Source organism: Thioalkalivibrio sp. ALE20, assembly GCF_000381405.1.
In the GTDB taxonomy this organism is placed as follows: domain Bacteria; phylum Pseudomonadota; class Gammaproteobacteria; order Ectothiorhodospirales; family Ectothiorhodospiraceae; genus Thioalkalivibrio.
The window spans coordinates 320,939-337,269 of the sequence record NZ_KB906471.1; the positions used below are offsets into that span (position 1 = coordinate 320,939).

The 16,331-nt window shown below is 68.6% G+C and carries 11 protein-coding genes; 5 read left to right on the top strand and 6 right to left on the bottom strand.

Going from position 1 to position 16,331, the window contains the following annotated elements; translation table 11 throughout:
• Nucleotides 1-674 precede the first annotated feature (674 nt).
• From mgtE (F790_RS0101590) to F790_RS0101605, 4 genes are all read left to right on the top strand, one after another.
• Entirely contained in the window at nucleotides 675-2,036 is a 1,362-nt protein-coding gene (gene mgtE / locus F790_RS0101590; protein ID WP_019590677.1) for a magnesium transporter, read from the top strand.
• 11 nt (nucleotides 2,037-2,047) lie between these two features.
• Nucleotides 2,048-3,406: a magnesium transporter gene (mgtE, locus tag F790_RS0101595; RefSeq protein WP_019590678.1), complete on the top strand. Its 1,359-nt coding sequence runs from the start codon at nucleotides 2,048-2,050 to the stop codon at nucleotides 3,404-3,406.
• Between the two features lie 114 nt (nucleotides 3,407-3,520).
• On the top strand, nucleotides 3,521-4,747 hold the full coding sequence (ispG, locus tag F790_RS0101600) for a flavodoxin-dependent (E)-4-hydroxy-3-methylbut-2-enyl-diphosphate synthase (RefSeq protein WP_026331263.1): 1,227 nt from the start codon (nucleotides 3,521-3,523) through the stop codon (nucleotides 4,745-4,747).
• Nucleotides 4,744-5,040 carry a hypothetical protein gene (locus F790_RS0101605; RefSeq protein WP_019590680.1) on the top strand — a complete coding sequence of 99 codons (297 nt, stop codon included), beginning with the start codon at nucleotides 4,744-4,746 and terminating at the stop codon, nucleotides 5,038-5,040. The genes ispG and F790_RS0101605 overlap by 4 nt, the downstream gene beginning before the upstream one ends.
• A gap of 7 nt (nucleotides 5,041-5,047) precedes the next feature.
• On the opposite strand, the gene F790_RS0101610 is transcribed toward F790_RS0101605, so the two are convergent.
• The 5 genes from F790_RS0101610 to rpsO form a co-directional block, all read right to left on the bottom strand.
• A complete protein-coding gene (locus F790_RS0101610; RefSeq protein ID WP_019590681.1) occupies nucleotides 5,048-5,968 on the bottom strand; it encodes a diguanylate cyclase in 921 nt (306 codons plus the stop codon).
• Nucleotides 5,965-9,273 carry a response regulator gene (locus F790_RS0101615; RefSeq protein ID WP_019590682.1) on the bottom strand — a complete coding sequence of 1,103 codons (3,309 nt, stop codon included), beginning with the start codon at nucleotides 9,271-9,273 and terminating at the stop codon, nucleotides 5,965-5,967. Before F790_RS0101615 ends, F790_RS0101610 begins: the two co-directional genes overlap by 4 nt.
• A 106-nt stretch (nucleotides 9,274-9,379) precedes the next feature.
• Entirely contained in the window at nucleotides 9,380-10,000 is a 621-nt protein-coding gene (locus F790_RS0101620) for a class I SAM-dependent methyltransferase (protein WP_019021183.1), read from the bottom strand.
• Nucleotides 10,001-10,026: 26 nt separating this feature from the next.
• Nucleotides 10,027-12,114 (bottom strand): polyribonucleotide nucleotidyltransferase, encoded by a 2,088-nt coding sequence (gene pnp, locus F790_RS0101625; RefSeq protein WP_019590683.1) that lies wholly within the window; start codon nucleotides 12,112-12,114, stop codon nucleotides 10,027-10,029.
• Between the two features lie 160 nt (nucleotides 12,115-12,274).
• Nucleotides 12,275-12,544: a 30S ribosomal protein S15 gene (gene rpsO, locus F790_RS0101630; RefSeq protein WP_018869942.1), complete on the bottom strand. Its 270-nt coding sequence runs from the start codon at nucleotides 12,542-12,544 to the stop codon at nucleotides 12,275-12,277.
• 172 nt (nucleotides 12,545-12,716) lie between these two features.
• Between rpsO and F790_RS0101635 the strand changes: the two genes are divergently transcribed.
• The gene (locus F790_RS0101635; RefSeq protein WP_019590684.1) at nucleotides 12,717-15,350 is read left to right on the top strand and encodes an EAL domain-containing protein; all 2,634 of its coding nucleotides are present in this window, start codon (nucleotides 12,717-12,719) and stop codon (nucleotides 15,348-15,350) included.
• An 18-nt stretch (nucleotides 15,351-15,368) separates the two neighbouring features.
• On the opposite strand, the gene truB is transcribed toward F790_RS0101635, so the two are convergent.
• Nucleotides 15,369-16,328 carry a tRNA pseudouridine(55) synthase TruB gene (gene truB / locus F790_RS0101640; RefSeq protein ID WP_019590685.1) on the bottom strand — a complete coding sequence of 320 codons (960 nt, stop codon included), beginning with the start codon at nucleotides 16,326-16,328 and terminating at the stop codon, nucleotides 15,369-15,371.
• Nucleotides 16,329-16,331: the final 3 nt, after the last annotated feature.

The window sequence follows — 16,331 nt, forward strand, 5'->3', positions numbered from 1 at the left end:
GCGGATGGGGACGGCGACGAAGACATGCTCGGCTCCAGACGGGGTCAGACCAGGGAAACACTGATCAATGTACACGCTCGCGTTGGCACGCCAGGTTTTCCGAACCAAGGCGCGGTGCGCAGCCGGTAGTGGTTCTACCGGCAAGGGCCGCAACGCAGGATCGGGGAACCTGGCGTGCCAACCCCGAAGGGGCTCGGCCGCCCGTTGTTGATCAAAAACGGGCGCGCGCACGGCGTTGCGGCTCCCTTGTGCAGAATGCTGCATGGCGGTCGCCGCGCCTTGTTCGCACGCAAAAGCGACTCGAGCGCGAGCGTGTACATTGATCAGTGTTTCCCTAGCGACCGGACGCAGGCCGGAAGGTTCGCGCGAGTGCTCAAACCGGTGCAAGCATCGCACGCAAGCACTTGAGTGACACAGAGGATCCGTTAGAATGACGGGACCTGCCACAAGGGAACGCACGATGAAACGCCGAACACGCTGTCGATCTATCGTCGCCCGGCCGTAAGCACTGCGCACCCTTCTCCGCCGCTGCCGCCGGGCCTCATGACACCAGAGCGCCGGGAGGCGGCCGGATCCTGCGATCTGCCCCGTCCTGGAAATCCGATTACGACGGTCCCTCGTCGTCACCGCGCCGCGCGTGCCGGTGATCCGCCATCGACCGCCGGGAGCAGGGCATGGAACACAACCTCGAACAGTCCATCATCGAGCTGCGCGAACTGGTCCGGCTGGACGACCGCACCGGCCTGGACGAACTGCTGGACTACATGCGCGTGCAGGACATCGCGCATGCGCTGATGGAGCTGCCCGCGGACGACGTTACCCCGATCTTCAACCGGCTGCATCCCGGGCGCAAGGCCGATGTCTTCGCCTATCTCGCCATCCCCTTCCAGCTGCGACTGCTGGGTGCGTCGTCACGCGAGGACGCGCGCTTTCTGCTCTCCGAGATGGAGACCGACGACCTCACCGCGCTGCTGCAGACCCTGGACGCCGAACGCCTGCGCGAATACCTGCGCCTGCTGCCGTTCCGCGCCATCCGCCGTGCCCTGAAACAGCTCAACTACCCCGAGGATTCGGTCGGCCGGGTGATGTCGCCGTCGGTGGTCGCGGTGGCCCCGGACTGGACGCTCAAGCGCGCACTGGCCCATGTGCGGCGCACCGGTGACGAACACTCCAACAACGTGATCTTCGTGGTCGACGATGACCGCACCCTGCTGGCCGCCATCCCCATCCGGCGCTTCCTGCGCGCCGAGCCCGACAGCCCGGTGCGCAGCCTGATCGACGACGAGTCGCCCTACACCGTGCAGGTGGACGCCGACCGCGTCGAGGCCGCGCGGCGCATCCAGCACTACGACATCGAGAGCCTGCCGGTGGTGGGCGAGAACGGCGAGCTGCTGGGCGTGGTCACGGTGGACGACGTCATGGACGTGATCGAGGCCGAGTCCACCGAGGATTTCCACAAGCTGGGTTCGGTGGGCAACCTCCCGCTGAGTCCGCGCCAGGCGAGCCCGTTCCTGCTGTATCGCAAGCGGGTCGGCTGGCTGCTGGGGCTGGTGGCGTTCAACACCCTGGGCGCCCTGATGATCTCGCAGTACGAGGAGGCCATCGAGGCGGTGGCGGTGCTGGTGTTCTTCCTGCCGCTGATCATCGACTCCGGCGGCAACGCCGGGGCGCAGAGCTCGACCCTGATGGTGCGCGCGATGGCCACCGGCGAGGTCACCACGCGCGACTGGCTGCGCCTGTGGGCCAAGGAACTGGGCGTGGCCACCGGGATCGGCGTCAGCATGGGGATCGCGGTATCGCTGCTGGGCCTGTGGCGCGGCGGCATGGAGATCGCGGTGCTGGTGGCGATCGCGATGACCCTGATCGTGGCCTTCGCCAGCATGGTCGGCATGCTGCTGCCGGTCATCCTGCGCAGCCTCAAGCTCGACCCCGCGACCGCCAGCGTGCCACTGGTCACCGCCATCGCCGACCTTGGCGGCATCGCCATCTATTTCTCGCTGGCCGTGGCCATGCTCGGACTTGCCACGCCGGCCTGAGGGGAATCCGCATGAGTCCGACCGATCACGACATCGACAACCTCCCCGACACCCTGCGCACCGCCCTGGAGCAGGGCTCCGACGGCCCGCTGAACGCGATCTGCAACGCGCATGCGGCGCCCGACCTGTCGGATGCGCTGGAGACCCTGTCCGAGGATCAGGCGGTCGCCTTCTTCCAGCGTCTGGAGCCAGCCTGCGCCGCGCCGGTGTACGCGCACCTGGAGCCCGATCATCAGTCCCGGGTGCTGGCCGCGCTGGACGAGCAGCAGGCCGCGGACCTGGTCGCCGCCCTTTCGCTGGACGATGCGGTGGCGGTGATCGACGGCCTGGGCGACGAGCATGCCGACTCCCTGATGGAGACCCTCCCGGCGGAGAGCCAGGAGGCGGTGGGCTCGCTGCTGGCCTATCCGGAAGAAAGCGCCGGGCGCGTAATGACCCCGGAGTACGTCACCGTGCAGCCCGAATGGACGGTGAGCGAGGCCATGGAGCATCTGCGCGCCCACCACGAGGTGGCGGAGACCGTGAACACGGTCTTCGTGACCACCGCGGCCGGCGAGCTGCTGGCCTGGGTGCGGCTGAAGGAGCTGCTGCTGGCACGCGCCTCCGCGCGGGTTGCCGACCTGATGCACACCGACGTGGCCAGCATCACCGCCGAGGAGGACCGCGAGGAGGCGGCCCACCGCATCAGCCACTACGACCTCAACGTGCTGCCGGTGGTCGACGACCAGGGCCACATGCTGGGCATCATCACCGTCGACGACGTCATGGACGTGCTGCGCGCGGAAACCACCGAGGACTTCCACCGCATGGCCGCGGTGGGCGACGTGGTGCTGTCGCTGCGCGACGCCAGCATGGGCCTGCTGTACCGCAAGCGCATCGGCTGGCTGCTGATCCTGGTGGTGGTCAACATCTTTGCCGGGCTGGCGATCGCCCGCTACGAGGCGGCCATCGAGGCGGTGGTCGCGCTGGTCTTCTTCCTGCCGATGGTCATCGCCACCGGCGGCAACACCGGTTCGCAGGCCGCAACCCTGGTGGTGCGCTCGCTGGCGGTCAACGATGTCCGATTGCGCGACGCCTGGCGCCTGGGGGGCAAGGAACTGCTGGTCTCGACCGCACTGGGCGTGACCCTGGCGGCCGCCATCTGGCTCTCCGGCAACTGGCTGGGCTCGCTGGAGGTCGCCAACGCCATCGCCCTGGGCATGTTCCTGGTGGTGGTGTTCGGCGCGATGTTCGGCATGCTCCTGCCGTTTGCCCTGACCGCCCTGCGGCTGGACCCGGCGGTGGCCAGCGCGCCGCTGATCACCTCGGTGGTCGACATCGGGGGCATCCTGATCTATTTCGGCGTGGCCGTGGCCGTGCTGGGCCTGTAACGGGCATCACCGCCGCACAAGCACCCGCGCGGCCTGCGGCGGCTCGGCAGGCCCGCGCGACTGCGTTAGACTCGGCACCCGATCCGGCCCGACCCAGCACGCGAGTACACGACCATGAGCACGCCTCCCGTCCGGCACCGCACCGTCCCCGTCCGCGTTGGTCCCGTGACCGTGGGCGGCGAGCATCCCGTGGTGGTCCAGTCGATGACCAACACCGACACCGCCGACGCCCTGCGCACCGCGGTCCAGGTGGCCGAACTGGCTCGCGCCGGCTCGGAGATCGTGCGCATCACGGTCAACTCGGCCGATGCCGCGAAGGCGGTGCCGGAGATCCGCGAGCGGCTCGACGCGATGGGCCTGGACGTGCCGCTGGTGGGGGACTTCCACTTCAACGGCCACAAGCTGCTGACCGAATACCCCGAATGCGCCGAGGCCCTGGCCAAGCTGCGCATCAATCCGGGCAACGTCGGTCGCGGCTCGAAGCGCGACACGCAATACCAGGCGATGATCGAGACCGCCATCCGCTTCGACCGTCCGGTCCGCATCGGCGTGAACTGGGGCAGCCTCGATCAGGAACTGCTGGCGCGCATGATGGACGAGAACGCGCAGCGCCCGGAGCCGCTGGAACCCCAGGCGGTGATGGAGCAGGCCCTGATCACCTCGGCGCTGGAGAGCGCCGCCGAGGCCGAACGCATCGGCCTGCCGCATGACCGCATCATCCTGTCGGCCAAGGTCAGTGGCGTGCAGCCACTGATCCGGGTTTACCAGGATCTGGCCGCGCGCTGCGACTACCCCCTGCACCTGGGCCTGACCGAAGCCGGCATGGGGGCCAAGGGGATCGTCGCCTCCACCGCCGCGCTGTCCGTCCTGCTGCAGCAGGGCATCGGCGACACCATCCGTATCTCGCTGACCCCGGAGCCCGGCGGGGACCGCACGCAGGAGGTCAGCATCGCGCAGGAGATCCTGCAGAGCATGGGCCTGCGCAGCTTCCTGCCCTCGGTGGTGGCCTGCCCCGGCTGCGGCCGCACCTCCAGCGAATATTTCCAGCACCTGGCACAGGACATCCAGAGCTACATCCGCCAGCAGATGCCGACCTGGCGCCAGCACTACCCCGGGGTCGAGGAGATGACCGTCGCGGTGATGGGTTGCGTGGTCAACGGTCCCGGCGAGAGCAAGCATGCCGACATCGGCATCTCCCTGCCCGGCACCGGGGAGCAGCCGGTCGCGCCGGTCTACGAAGACGGCGAGAAGACCGTGACCCTCAAGGGCGAGCATATCGCCGAGGACTTCCAGGCCCGCGTCGAGGCCTACATCGAACGCCGCTACGGACAGGCCGGATGAGCGTGAGCGCCGACCACGACCCGCAACTGCTGCAACGCGTGCAGGCCCTGTTCGAGGATCCGCGCATTCAGGGCTGCAACTGGCAGCCGCGGCTGTTCTGGCACCCGACGGAAAGCGGTGGCGCCTTCGGTGCGCCGCGGGTGGACCCGCGCGAACTGGAGGTGTTCCTGGCGACGGTGGCGGGCGAGGCCTCGCAGTGTCTCGACGCCCTCGAGGCCGAGCGGCCCGGGCGCGGCCGCTTCCTGGCCGCCAACGCCCGGCGCCACGAACTCCCGCTGTTCACCCGCGCCTGAGCCCCGCTTACTCCTCCGGTCCGTCCGCGGCGCAGACCCGGTTGCGGCCTTCGGCCTTGGCCCGGTAGAGCTGCTCGTCGGCGCGCGCCACCACCCGCAGCGCGGAGCGGCGCGGCTGGCACTGCAGACTCGCCACCCCGAGGCTGGCGGTCACGCGATCCGCCACTTCGGACGCCGGGTGCGGGATGGCAAGCTCGGTGATGGCGACGCGCACCCGTTCCGCCACGGTGACTGCCTCCGCCAGCGCCGTATCCGGCAGGATGCAGGCGAATTCCTCGCCGCCGTACCGCGCCGCCAGATCGGCCGAGCGCGAGACGCTCGCGTCCAGTACCCGCGCCACCTCGCGCAGGCAGTCATCGCCGCGCACATGACCGAGGGTGTCGTTGAACGGCTTGAAATAGTCGATGTCCAGCAGGATGATCGAGAGTTCCCCTCCGGAACGGGCCAGCCGGGCGTTCTCCCCCTCCAGGGTCTCCTCGAACTGACGCCGGTTGGCGAGTCCCGTCAGGCCATCGGTGACCGCCATGCGGGTCAGCTGGTCGCGGGCCCGTTTCAGTTCGATCTGATGCTGCACCCGTAGCTTCACCACGGGGGGATTGATCGGCTTGTTCACATAGTCAACCGCGCCCAGTTCCAGCCCGCGCGCCTCGCCCTCGGTGTCCCCCACGCCGGTGATGAAGATAACGGGAATGCTCGCCGTGGCACGCTCCGATTTCAGCCACTCGCAGACCTGAAACCCGTCGGTTCCGGGCATCATCACGTCCAGCAGGATCACGTCAGGCCGAGCCGAGGCCGCCAGGTCCAGGGCCTTGTGTCCGTTGGTGGCGAACAGCACCTCGTGCTCGTCCTCGAAGATGCCGGCCAGCAGCTCGATGTTCGCCGGTTCGTCATCCACCACCAGGATGCGTGCCCGATGCGCGCTGTTCATGATTCCTCCCCGGCCTGCTCCAGCAGCCGATCCAGGGCGGCCAGGGCCTGCTCGAAATCGAGTTCCTCGATCCGGGCCTCCAGTTCCCGCACCGTGGCGTCATGCCCCCGACCGAGCAGCCCCTCCTGCAGGGCACGGAACTCGGACCGGGCGCGGAGATTGTTGCTCTCGATCAGGGCCCGCAACTCCTGCAGGGCCGGGACGGGCAGGGCTCCGCCCGTCGGGGCCACCGGCCCGGCGGAAGCGTCCTCCGGCGCACCACCCGTGGCCCCGTCGGCAGCGTTCAGGCTGCGGGCGGCCTCGATGGCGGGGGCCAGATGCGACTCCAGATCGGGCAGGCGAGCGCGGGCGGACTGCGTGTCGCCGCCGGCCAGCTCGATTTCGATCGCCTCGGCCGCCTCCCGCACGGCATGCAGCTCCAGCGACCCGGCCACGCCCTTCAGCGAATGCGCCAGGCGATGGGCGTCCTCGAGCTCATCCCGATCCAGCAGGCCGCGCAGTTCCGTTCCCACATCACGGTAGCGCTCCTCGAGGCCGAGGATCATGCGCCGCAGCAGCGACGCCTTGCCGTTGCAGCGCGCCAGTGCCGCCGGCAGGTCGAACGGCGGCAGCTCGTCGGGCAATCCGTCCACGCCGCCACCGGCACTCGGCGCGGGGGCCGCGGTTTCCCCGGCGGCGCCATCCGTGACCGGCGCCGCCTCGAATGCCGCCGGCTCGCGGCCCTCCGTGGGTGCGCGGTCCATCCCGGGGGCCGTCCCGCCGGAGGCCGCATGACGCGCCACCCAGGTCGCCAGGGTCCGAGCCAGTGCCTCCGGGTCGATCGGCTTGGTCACGTGGTCGTTCATCCCCGCATCCAGGCTCTTCTCGCGATCCCCCGCCATCGCGTGCGCGGTCATCGCAATCACCGGGAGCCGGGCGAGCGCGGGGTCCTCCCGCAGCCGGCGGGTCGCGGTCAGGCCATCCATCTCCGGCATCTGGATGTCCATCAGGACCGCGTCGAACGCGTCGGCCCGCGCGACATCCACCGCCTCGCGGCCGTTCTCCACCGTGGTGACCTCGCAGCCCATGTCCTCCAGGAGTTCCACGGCGAGATCCCGGTTGATGGCGTTGTCTTCCGCCAGCAGGACGCGGACCCCGTCCAGCCGTGGCACTTCGTCGTCCGGCTCGGGGGCCGCCTCGCGCGGGGCCTGCTCGGCGTCAGCCACCTGCAGCAGCTCGACCATGGTGTCGTGCAGCGTGGATTCGGTCACCGGTTTCAGCAGGATCCCGTCCACGGTCTCCTCCGCCTGCTGCAGAACCTCGTCGCGACTGAAGCCGGTCACCATCAGCACCGATGGCACCTGCCGCTTGCGGCCGGAATTGATATGGCGGGCGACCTCAAGGCCGTCCATGCCCGGCATGCGCCAGTCGGTCAGGACCATGTCGTATGCCAGGCCCTGCTCCGGCGCCCGCTCCAGTACCTGCAGCGCCTCGGGGCCGGAGGCGGCGGTATCCGCGTCGATACCGAGGTCGCGCAGCATGGCGGCCAGGGTTTCGCGCGCCGCGGCGGAATCGTCCACCACCAGTACGCGGTGGCCGCGCAGCGAGCGTGAGAAGGACGCACGTTCCGGTTGAGCCGGCTCGGTCTCGACCGCCAGGCGCACGGTGAAGCTGAAGGTCGACCCCTGGCCGGGCGTGCTTTCCACGCCGATGTCACCGCCCATCATCTCGACCAGCTGGCGGCTGATCGCCAGCCCCAGGCCGGTCCCCTCCTGGCGCCGGGTGATCGAGGCATCCAGCTGGGTAAAGGAACGGAACAGCCGGCGCGCCTCTTCTTCGTTCATGCCCGGACCGGTATCGCGCACGGAGAACCGCAGCGTGGCATAGCCGTCGTCCACCGCCTCCGCGGAGACCTTCACCACCACCTCGCCCTGCTCGGTGAACTTGACCGCGTTGCCCACCAGGTTGGTCAGCACCTGCCCCAGACGCAGGGCATCCCCGCGCAGGTCCCGCGGGGTCCCCGGGGCGACGTGATGCACCAGTTCCAGGCCCTTCTCCTCGGCCCGGTGACCGACTACGTCGGTGACCCCGTTGAGCACGGAATCGAGGTGGAACGGGGCATCTTCCAGTTCAAGCTTGCCGGCCTCGATCTTGGAGAAATCGAGGATGTCGTTGATCAGGCCGAGCAGGCGCTGGGCCGCATTGTCGATCTTGTCCATGTACCCCCGCTGACGGGGGGTCAGTTCGGTCCGCCGGGCGAGGTGACTCATGCCGATGATCGCGTTCATCGGCGTGCGGATCTCGTGGCTCATGTTGGCCAGGAACTCGCTCTTCGCGCGGGTGGCGCTCTCCGCCTGCTCGCGTGCGAGCTTCATCTCGCTCTCCAGTTCCCGGCGCACCCGCACCAGCCGGTTGAGGATCAGCGCCGTGCCGCTTCCCACCAGGACCACGGCCACCACGGTCCACAGGGCGAACTGCCAGAGCAGATCGCGCAGCGGTTCGGTCACGGCCGAGCGATCCAGGCTCAGGACCTGGTACCAGTCCGTACCGGGAATGGGAGTGGCGTGCAGCAGGCGTTCCTCGCCATCCATCACCACCTCGCGCAGCTCACCCTCGTACGACGGGTCCAGCGGGTCGAAACCGCCGCCTTCCTCGATGGCATCCACCAGCGGCTGCAGCACCCGCGAGGAATCCGGGTGGGCAACCACCATGCCGTCCTCGTCGACCAGCACCATATGGCCGTCCCAGCGCAGATCCAGACCGGCCACGCTGGCAGCCACCTCCTGCAGGCCGATGTCCCCGGCCGCCACCCCGTGCAGCTCGCCGGTGTCGCGGTAGACCGGCGCGCCCATGGAGATGATCAGCCGGTCCTGCGCGGCATCTTCGAACGGCGTGGTGATATACAGACCATCGTTCAGCAGCGCGCCCTCGTACCAGGGTCGCGTACGCGGGTCGAAATCACCCGGCAGTGAAGCCTCGGGATCCGACATGATCATGCCGCCCTGCGCGTCACCGACATAGGTCAGATCGACCTCGCCCATGCGCTCGAACTGCTGCAGCACCGGACGCGGATCGCGCCCGACCGGCACCTCTTCGGCCAGCCCCTCGATCAGGCGCGCATTGGAGGAAAACCACTGGGATACGTAGAGTGCGGTGGACTCGGAAGTAGAGGTCACTTCCGAGCGCACCGCTTCGCGCGTCTCGCCCTCCAGCATCTGATACGCCACGGTCGCCAGCACTGCGCCCAGCAACACGATGGCGGCCAGCACGAGCAGCAGAAGCCGGTAGTGGAAAGACTGGAAAGAGGCCTGGTCACGCTGAGTCATCGGCGGTTTCCCGGAGTAGGCATGCCACGCATGCGGGCACGGGATGATTCCCGCAAGACCGTAAGGGGTTCAGGCCTGTGGGCGCAAGCGCGCCGGAGGGCTCGGGTTATCCGGCCGGTTTGCGGAACGCCACCTGCTTCCAGTAACCGAACAGGCTGGCGGGTTCCACCGCCTCGGGCTCGCAGCCGGTCAGGTGCACGAAGTGGTCGAGCTCCATGTCCGGACGAAAGCCCACCGCCCGCGAAAGAGGCCGCAGGCTGCGTTCCACCCCGCGCAGCAGCCATTGCCGGGACGCGAAATGGTTGACCAGCAGGATCTGTCCGCCCGGACGGCACACCCGCCACATCTCGGCAAACATGCGATCGGGATTGGGGACCACGGACGCCACGTACATCCCGACCACGGCGTCGAAGCTGTCGTCGCGAAAACCGAGTGCCTCGGCGTCCATCTCGGCCACGCCGCGCACCCCCGGCAGACCGCCGTTGATGCGTTCCTGCGCGACCTGCAGCATCTCGCGCGAGACGTCGATCCCCACCAGGTCCACGCCGTCCGGGTACTCCGGGAAGGAGATCCCGGTGCCCACGCCCACTTCCAGCACCCGCTTGCCTTCCAGCGGCGCCAGGGTCTTCTGCGCACTGTGCCGCCCGGTGGCGAAGACCCGTCCGAAGGTGGCGTCGTAGTGCCGTGCGTAACGCCGGTAACTCTTGCGTATGCTGACCAGATCCATGCCTGTCGCCCTCGAAGGAAAGCTGCTCAGGCGTCCTCTTCGACCGCCTTCATGCTGAGCCGGATGCGGCCCTGCTTGTCGACCTCCAGCACCCGGACGGTGACCGAATCGCCCTCGGACAGGAAGTCGCTCACGTTCTCCACGCGCTCGTCGGAGATCTGCGAGATATGCACCAGCCCGTCACGACCCGGAAGGATCGACACGAATGCGCCGAAGTCCATGATCTTGGCGACCTTGCCGGTGTACTGACGCCCCACCTCGATGTCGGCGGTCAGCTCCTCGATGCGGCGCTTCGCCTCGTTGCCGGCGGCGGCATCGGTGGAGGCGATCTTGACCGTGCCGTCGTCCCCGATGTCGATGGTGGTACCGGTCTCCTCGGTCAGGGTACGGATGGTCGCGCCGCCCTTGCCGATCACGTCGCGGATCTTGTCCGGGTTGATCTTCAGGGTGATGAAGCGCGGTGCGTGTTCGGACATCTCCTGACGATGGGTGTCCAGCTCGGCGTTCATGCAGCCGAGGATGTGCAGCCGGCCTTCGCGCGCCTGCTCCAGCGCCTGTTCCATGATCTCGCGGGTAATCCCGTCGATCTTGATGTCCATCTGCAGTGCGGTCACGCCGCCCGAGGTCCCGGCGACCTTGAAGTCCATGTCGCCCAGGTGGTCCTCATCGCCGAGGATATCGGAGAGCACGGCGAAGCGGTCGTCTTCCTTGATCAGCCCCATCGCGATGCCCGCGACCGGGGCCTTCAGCGGCACACCGGCGTCCATCAGCGCCAGCGAGGTACCGCACACCGAGGCCATGGAACTGGAGCCGTTCGACTCGGTGATCTCGGAGACCACGCGCACCACGTAGGGGAAGTCCTCGTCGCTCGGCATCACTGCGGCCACGCCGCGCTTGGCCAGCCGGCCGTGGCCGATCTCGCGACGCTTGGGCGAGCCGACGAAACCGGTCTCCCCGGTGCAGTACGGCGGGAAGTTGTAATGCAGCATGAAACGGTCGCGACGCTCGCCCTCGATCGCGTCGATCACCTGGGCGTCGCGGTCCGTGCCCAGGGTGGCCACCACCATCGCCTGGGTCTCGCCCCGGGTGAACAGCGCGGAGCCATGGGCCCGCGGCAGGATGCCGGTCTGCACATCGATCGGGCGCACGGTCTTCGTGTCGCGGCCGTCGATGCGCGGGTGGCCGTCCAGGATACGGTCACGCACGAGGCGGTATTCCAGATCGTGCAGGGCCGTCTTGACCGCATCGGCATCGGGGCCGGATTCGTCGTCACTGGCCAGGGATTCGACCAGGCGGCTGCGCAGTTCGCTCAGGCGCTGGCTGCGGGTCTGCTTGTCGGCGATCTGGTAGATCTCGGTCAGCTCGTCGCGCGCGGCGGCGGCCACGCGCTCTTCCACCGAGGCCTCGCTCTCCGGCGCCTGCCAGTCCCAGGCGGGTTCCCCCGCCTCGGCCGCCAGTTCGTTGATCGCGCGGATCGCAGCCTGCAGCTGTTCGTGACCGTACATCACCGCGCCCAGCATGGTTTCCTCGGACAGCTCGCTGGCCTCCGACTCCACCATCAGGACCGCGTTCTCGGTCCCCGCCACGACCAGGTTCAGCTCGGATTCCTCCAGCGCGCTGAAGCTCGGATTCAACTGGTACTCACCGGCGCGGTACCCCACGCGGGCGGCCCCGATGGGCCCGCCGAACGGCACACCCGAGAGTGCCAGCGCCGCGGAAGCACCGATCATCGCGGGGATGTCGGGATCCACCTCGGGGTTGATCGAGACCACCGTCGCGATGACCTGGGTTTCGTTCTTGAAGCCTTCGGGAAACAGCGGACGAATCGGACGGTCGATCAGGCGCGAGGTCAGGGTTTCCTTCTCGCTCGGGCGCCCTTCACGCTTGAAGAATCCGCCCGGGATCTTGCCCGCGGCATAGGTCCGTTCCTGGTAGTTGACGGTCAGGGGGAAGAAGTCGCGCCCCGGGTCGGCCTCCTTGCGGGCGACCACGGTGACCAGGACCACGGTCTCGGCCATGTTGACCAGCACCGCGCCGCTGGCCTGGCGGGCAATGTCTCCGGTTTCGAGCGTTACGGTGTGATTTCCGTACTGGAACGACTTCTTGTATGACACGTTTTTTCCCGTTTCCCTTTGAATCCCGATGCGGCCCGCCGACCGGCCGCCTTGCTGCAGCGGACGGCGGGCCCCGTAAAGTTCTGGCCGCAATCGATGCCCCGAACAGGGGCCCAAACAAACGGGCCCGCACCGGAGGCGCGGGCCCGAGGGGCGGGGCCTAGCGGCGCAGGCCCAGTTCCTTCACGATCGACTGATAGCGTTCGACGTCCTTGCGCTTGAGATAGGACAGCAGCTTGCGACGCTGGCTGACCATCTTCAGCAGGCCACGCCGGGAGTGGTGATCCTGCTTGTGCTTGTCGAAATGGCCCATCAGATGCTGGATGCGCGCCGTCAGGAGTGCAATCTGCACCTCGGGCGATCCGGTATCGTTGGCATCGCGCTTGTGCTTCTCGACGATGGCCGACTTCTCTTCGGTAGTGAGCGACATGTAAGGCTGACTCCTGATTCCTGAACCGTCTGTCTGAGTGGCCAGTGGCGCTGGCGAACAGGCGCGTATGTTAGCACGCGCTCAAGCAGCGTGAACAGCGAACGGGCCGACGGCCGCCGCGCGGGGGATTCTGGTATATTGTGAACTTCATCACTCCCCGACAGGGACGGTCATGGCCACGCAGGAAACCCGCCGGCTCCAGGCCCGCATCCTGCTGCTGGCACTGGCGGTGCTGGTGCTGCTGGGCCTGATCGCGGCCAGCCTTACCGCCCATGCCTATTATCAGCAGGCGCGCGACCGCGCGGATCTGGCGCAGCAGGCCGCGCTGCAGCATCACGGCCAGGCGGTGGCGCAGTATTTCGACCGCCTGGAGGACATCGCGTGGCAGGTCGCCAGCCGCAGCCGCATCCGCGACGAACTGGCCGCCTACAATCGTGGCGCGACCGATCTCGAAGACCTGCAGGACTTCAGTCACGACAAACTGGAAGATGCCCTGCGCCCCTCCGGCGCGGCCGGCATCATCCGCCTGGATGCGGAAGGCCGCCAGGTACTGGCGGTGGGCGACGCCAACCCGGACCCGATCTACTGGCCGGACATCGACCCGGCAATGCGCGAAACCCGCATGCGGGACCATCTGGCCGGGGAGGGCCGGGCCTGGATCATGATCGCGGTGCCGATCCTCTCGCGCGAGGACGAATGGCTGGGCGCCGACATCCTGGTGTTCCCCGCCGAGGCCATGGTCGGCGTGCTGGAGTCCGCCGCCGAGGGCGGCAAGGCCGCCTGGCTGGAGGGCCCGCAGGGAGTGGTGCTGCGGGTGGACGACATCACCTGGAGCCTGATGCCGACCGGCGCCGGGAACCCGGTGGCCCCGGCACTGCAGCAGGCCCGCGGAGGATCGCAGGCCCTGCAGCGCACGGACGGCGAGGTGGTCTTTGCGGTGCCGGTACGCCCGGGCTGGGGGCTGGCGATGGCCGTACCGGAGGAGGAACTCTACGCCGGCATGATGGCCCACCTGGCGCTGCCGGTCACACTGGTACTGGGCATGGCATTGCTGTCGGGACTGGGGCTGATCGGCGTGATCCGGCCGCTGTCACGCCAGGTGGTGGCGCAGTCCGAGGCCCTGGAGCGCGCGTCCGAGGAGCAGGAGGATCTGCTGGAGTACGCCAGCGGCTTCGTCTATCGCTTCGACCGCTCGGGTCGGGCGCGCTACATCTCGCCCGGCGTGGAGCGGGTCCTCGGCCGCAGCATGGACCGCCTGCCGGAGACCACCCTGCGCGCGCTGGTCGAACCCTTCCTGCCCTATCTCGAGGGCACCGCGGTGCCGATCGACGGCGGCAGCGACGCCGACCTGCCTCCGGCACGCGCCGAGGTCACCGACGTTTCCGGCGAACGGGTGGTCCTGGAGCTCAACGCGCGGGTCCGCTATGACGGCGACCGGGTGGTGGACATCTTCGGCGTCGCCCGCGACGTGACCAGCCGCGAAGAAGCCCGGCGCCGGGTCAGTCATCTGGCCAACTACGATCCGCTCACCGATCTGCCCAACCGCACCCAGCTCGACCAGCGCCTGGCGCGCGCGATTGAACGCTGCCGACTCCACGACGAGCGCCTGGCGGTACTGTTCGTCGACCTGGACGGCTTCAAGTACGTGAACGACAGTCTGGGCCATCATCGCGGAGACGAGCTCCTGGAAGCGGTCGCCCGGCGCCTGCTGGGCGCCATCGACCGGCACTCCACCATTGCGCGCCATGGCGGCGACGAATTCGTGGTGCTGACCGAACACATCGCCACCGCGGAGGACGCCGCCAGCGTCGCACACGAGCTGCTGCGTGCACTGGAGTCGCCGTTCCACGTCGCCGGTCAGGAGCTGTTCATCGGCGCCAGCATCGGCATCAGCCTGTTCCCCGACGACGCCGCAACCCCGGACATGCTGATCCGCAACGCGGACTCGGCGATGTACCGCGCCAAGGCACGCGGGCGCAACAACGTGCAGCTCTACACCGCCGACCTCACCGACGCCAGCCAGCGCCGGCTGGCGATCGAGGCCGGCCTGCGACGAGCCATCGAGGGCGACGAGCTGGAGGTCGTGTTCCAGCCGCAGTGGGACCTGCCCGGCGAGAGCCTGGCCGGTGCCGAAGCCCTGGTCCGCTGGCGCCATCCGGAGTTCGGCATGATCAGCCCGGCGGAATTCATCCCGGTGGCGGAAGAAAACGGCACCATCGGTCTGCTTGGCCGCTGGGTGCTGCGCGAAGCGGTACGCCGGGCGCGCGAATGGGGACCGGAGCGTCTGGGCCGGATCGGGGTCAATGTTTCCGGCCACCAGGTGCTGTTCGGGGATATCGTCACGGACGTGCGGTCGGTGCTCGCCGAGACCGGGCTGGAACCCCACAGGCTCGAGCTGGAGATCACCGAGGGCTTCGTCATGGACCACGCCGAGCGCGGCATCGCCACCCTGGAGGAACTGCGGTCAATGGGCGTACAGCTGGCGATCGACGACTTCGGTACCGGCTATTCGTCGCTCAGCTATCTCAAGCGCCTGCCGGTGCAACGGCTGAAGGTGGATGCCTCGTTCGTGCAGGGGGCGGACTGCGACCCCGCCGATGCCGCCCTCACCGCGTCCATCATCGCCATGGGTCACAAGCTGGGGCTGACGGTCATCGCCGAGGGCGTCGAGACCGCCACCCAGCGCGACCTGATCATTCGGGAGGGCTGCAACGAGGCCCAGGGGTATCTCCTCGCGCGGCCGATGTCGGCGGAGCAGCTGGCCGCGCTGATCGCGGACCCGGTGCCCGCGTATCGCCGCGAATGAGGTCGGTTGCAGCGGGCCTCAGCCGGTGACGAACAGACGCCGCGGGCGAATCGTGCCGTCCCCGGCCTCCAGCCCCACGCCGAGAAATTCGCCTGCGGGCCCGTGCAGGCGTACCAGGACCCCGCCCGCTTCCGGTTCGTCCGCAGCCGGCGAGACACCCGCGATGCGCTCGCTCACCGCTTCCGCTCCCGCCGGATTCCCGTGGCGCAGTGCCGCCGCTCCGGCGGCACCCAGATGGAGCTGCGGCCAGCCGGACAGGGCGGCCTCCGGCGGCAGCAGACAGGCCTCGATCGCCGCTGCACCGCCCTCCTCGAAACGCTGCTCCAGGGCTTCCAGGGTCCACATGGCGTCGGCCGCGAAGGCCCCGTGGCCGGTGCGCCGCAGCTCTTCAACCGCCGCACCGCAGCCGAGGGCTTCCCCGATATCGGTCACCAGCGACCGGATATAGGTGCCCTTGCTGCAATGCACCTCCAGCCGCAGGCGATCATCCGCCAGCCGTTCGATATTCAGCGAATGGATCCGCACCGGCCGCGGAGGACGGTCCACTTCCACCCCTTCGCGCGCCAGCTCGTACAGCCGCCGGCCGTCCTTCTTCAGGGCCGAGACCATCGGGGGAACCTGCTCCAGATCGCCGGTGAAACCGCGTTCCAGCCGCGCCGGATCCTCGTCCGTGATCGCGGGAACCGGGGACTCGGCAAGGATTTCTCCGTCCATGTCCGCCGAGTCGGTCTCCACACCCAGCCGCGCGACAGCCACATAACGCTTGTCCGCGTCCAGCAGCCAGCCGGACACCTTGGTCGCCTGCCCGAAACACAGTGGAAGAAGCCCGGTCGCCCGTGGATCCAGGGCGCCGGTATGGCCCGCCTTGCGCGCCCCGAGGAGGTATTTCACCCGACCCAGCGCCTGGTTCGAACTGAGCCCCTGCGGCTTGTCGAGCAGCAGGATGCCGTCGACGTTGCGCCCCTTCCTGCGCGCCACGGG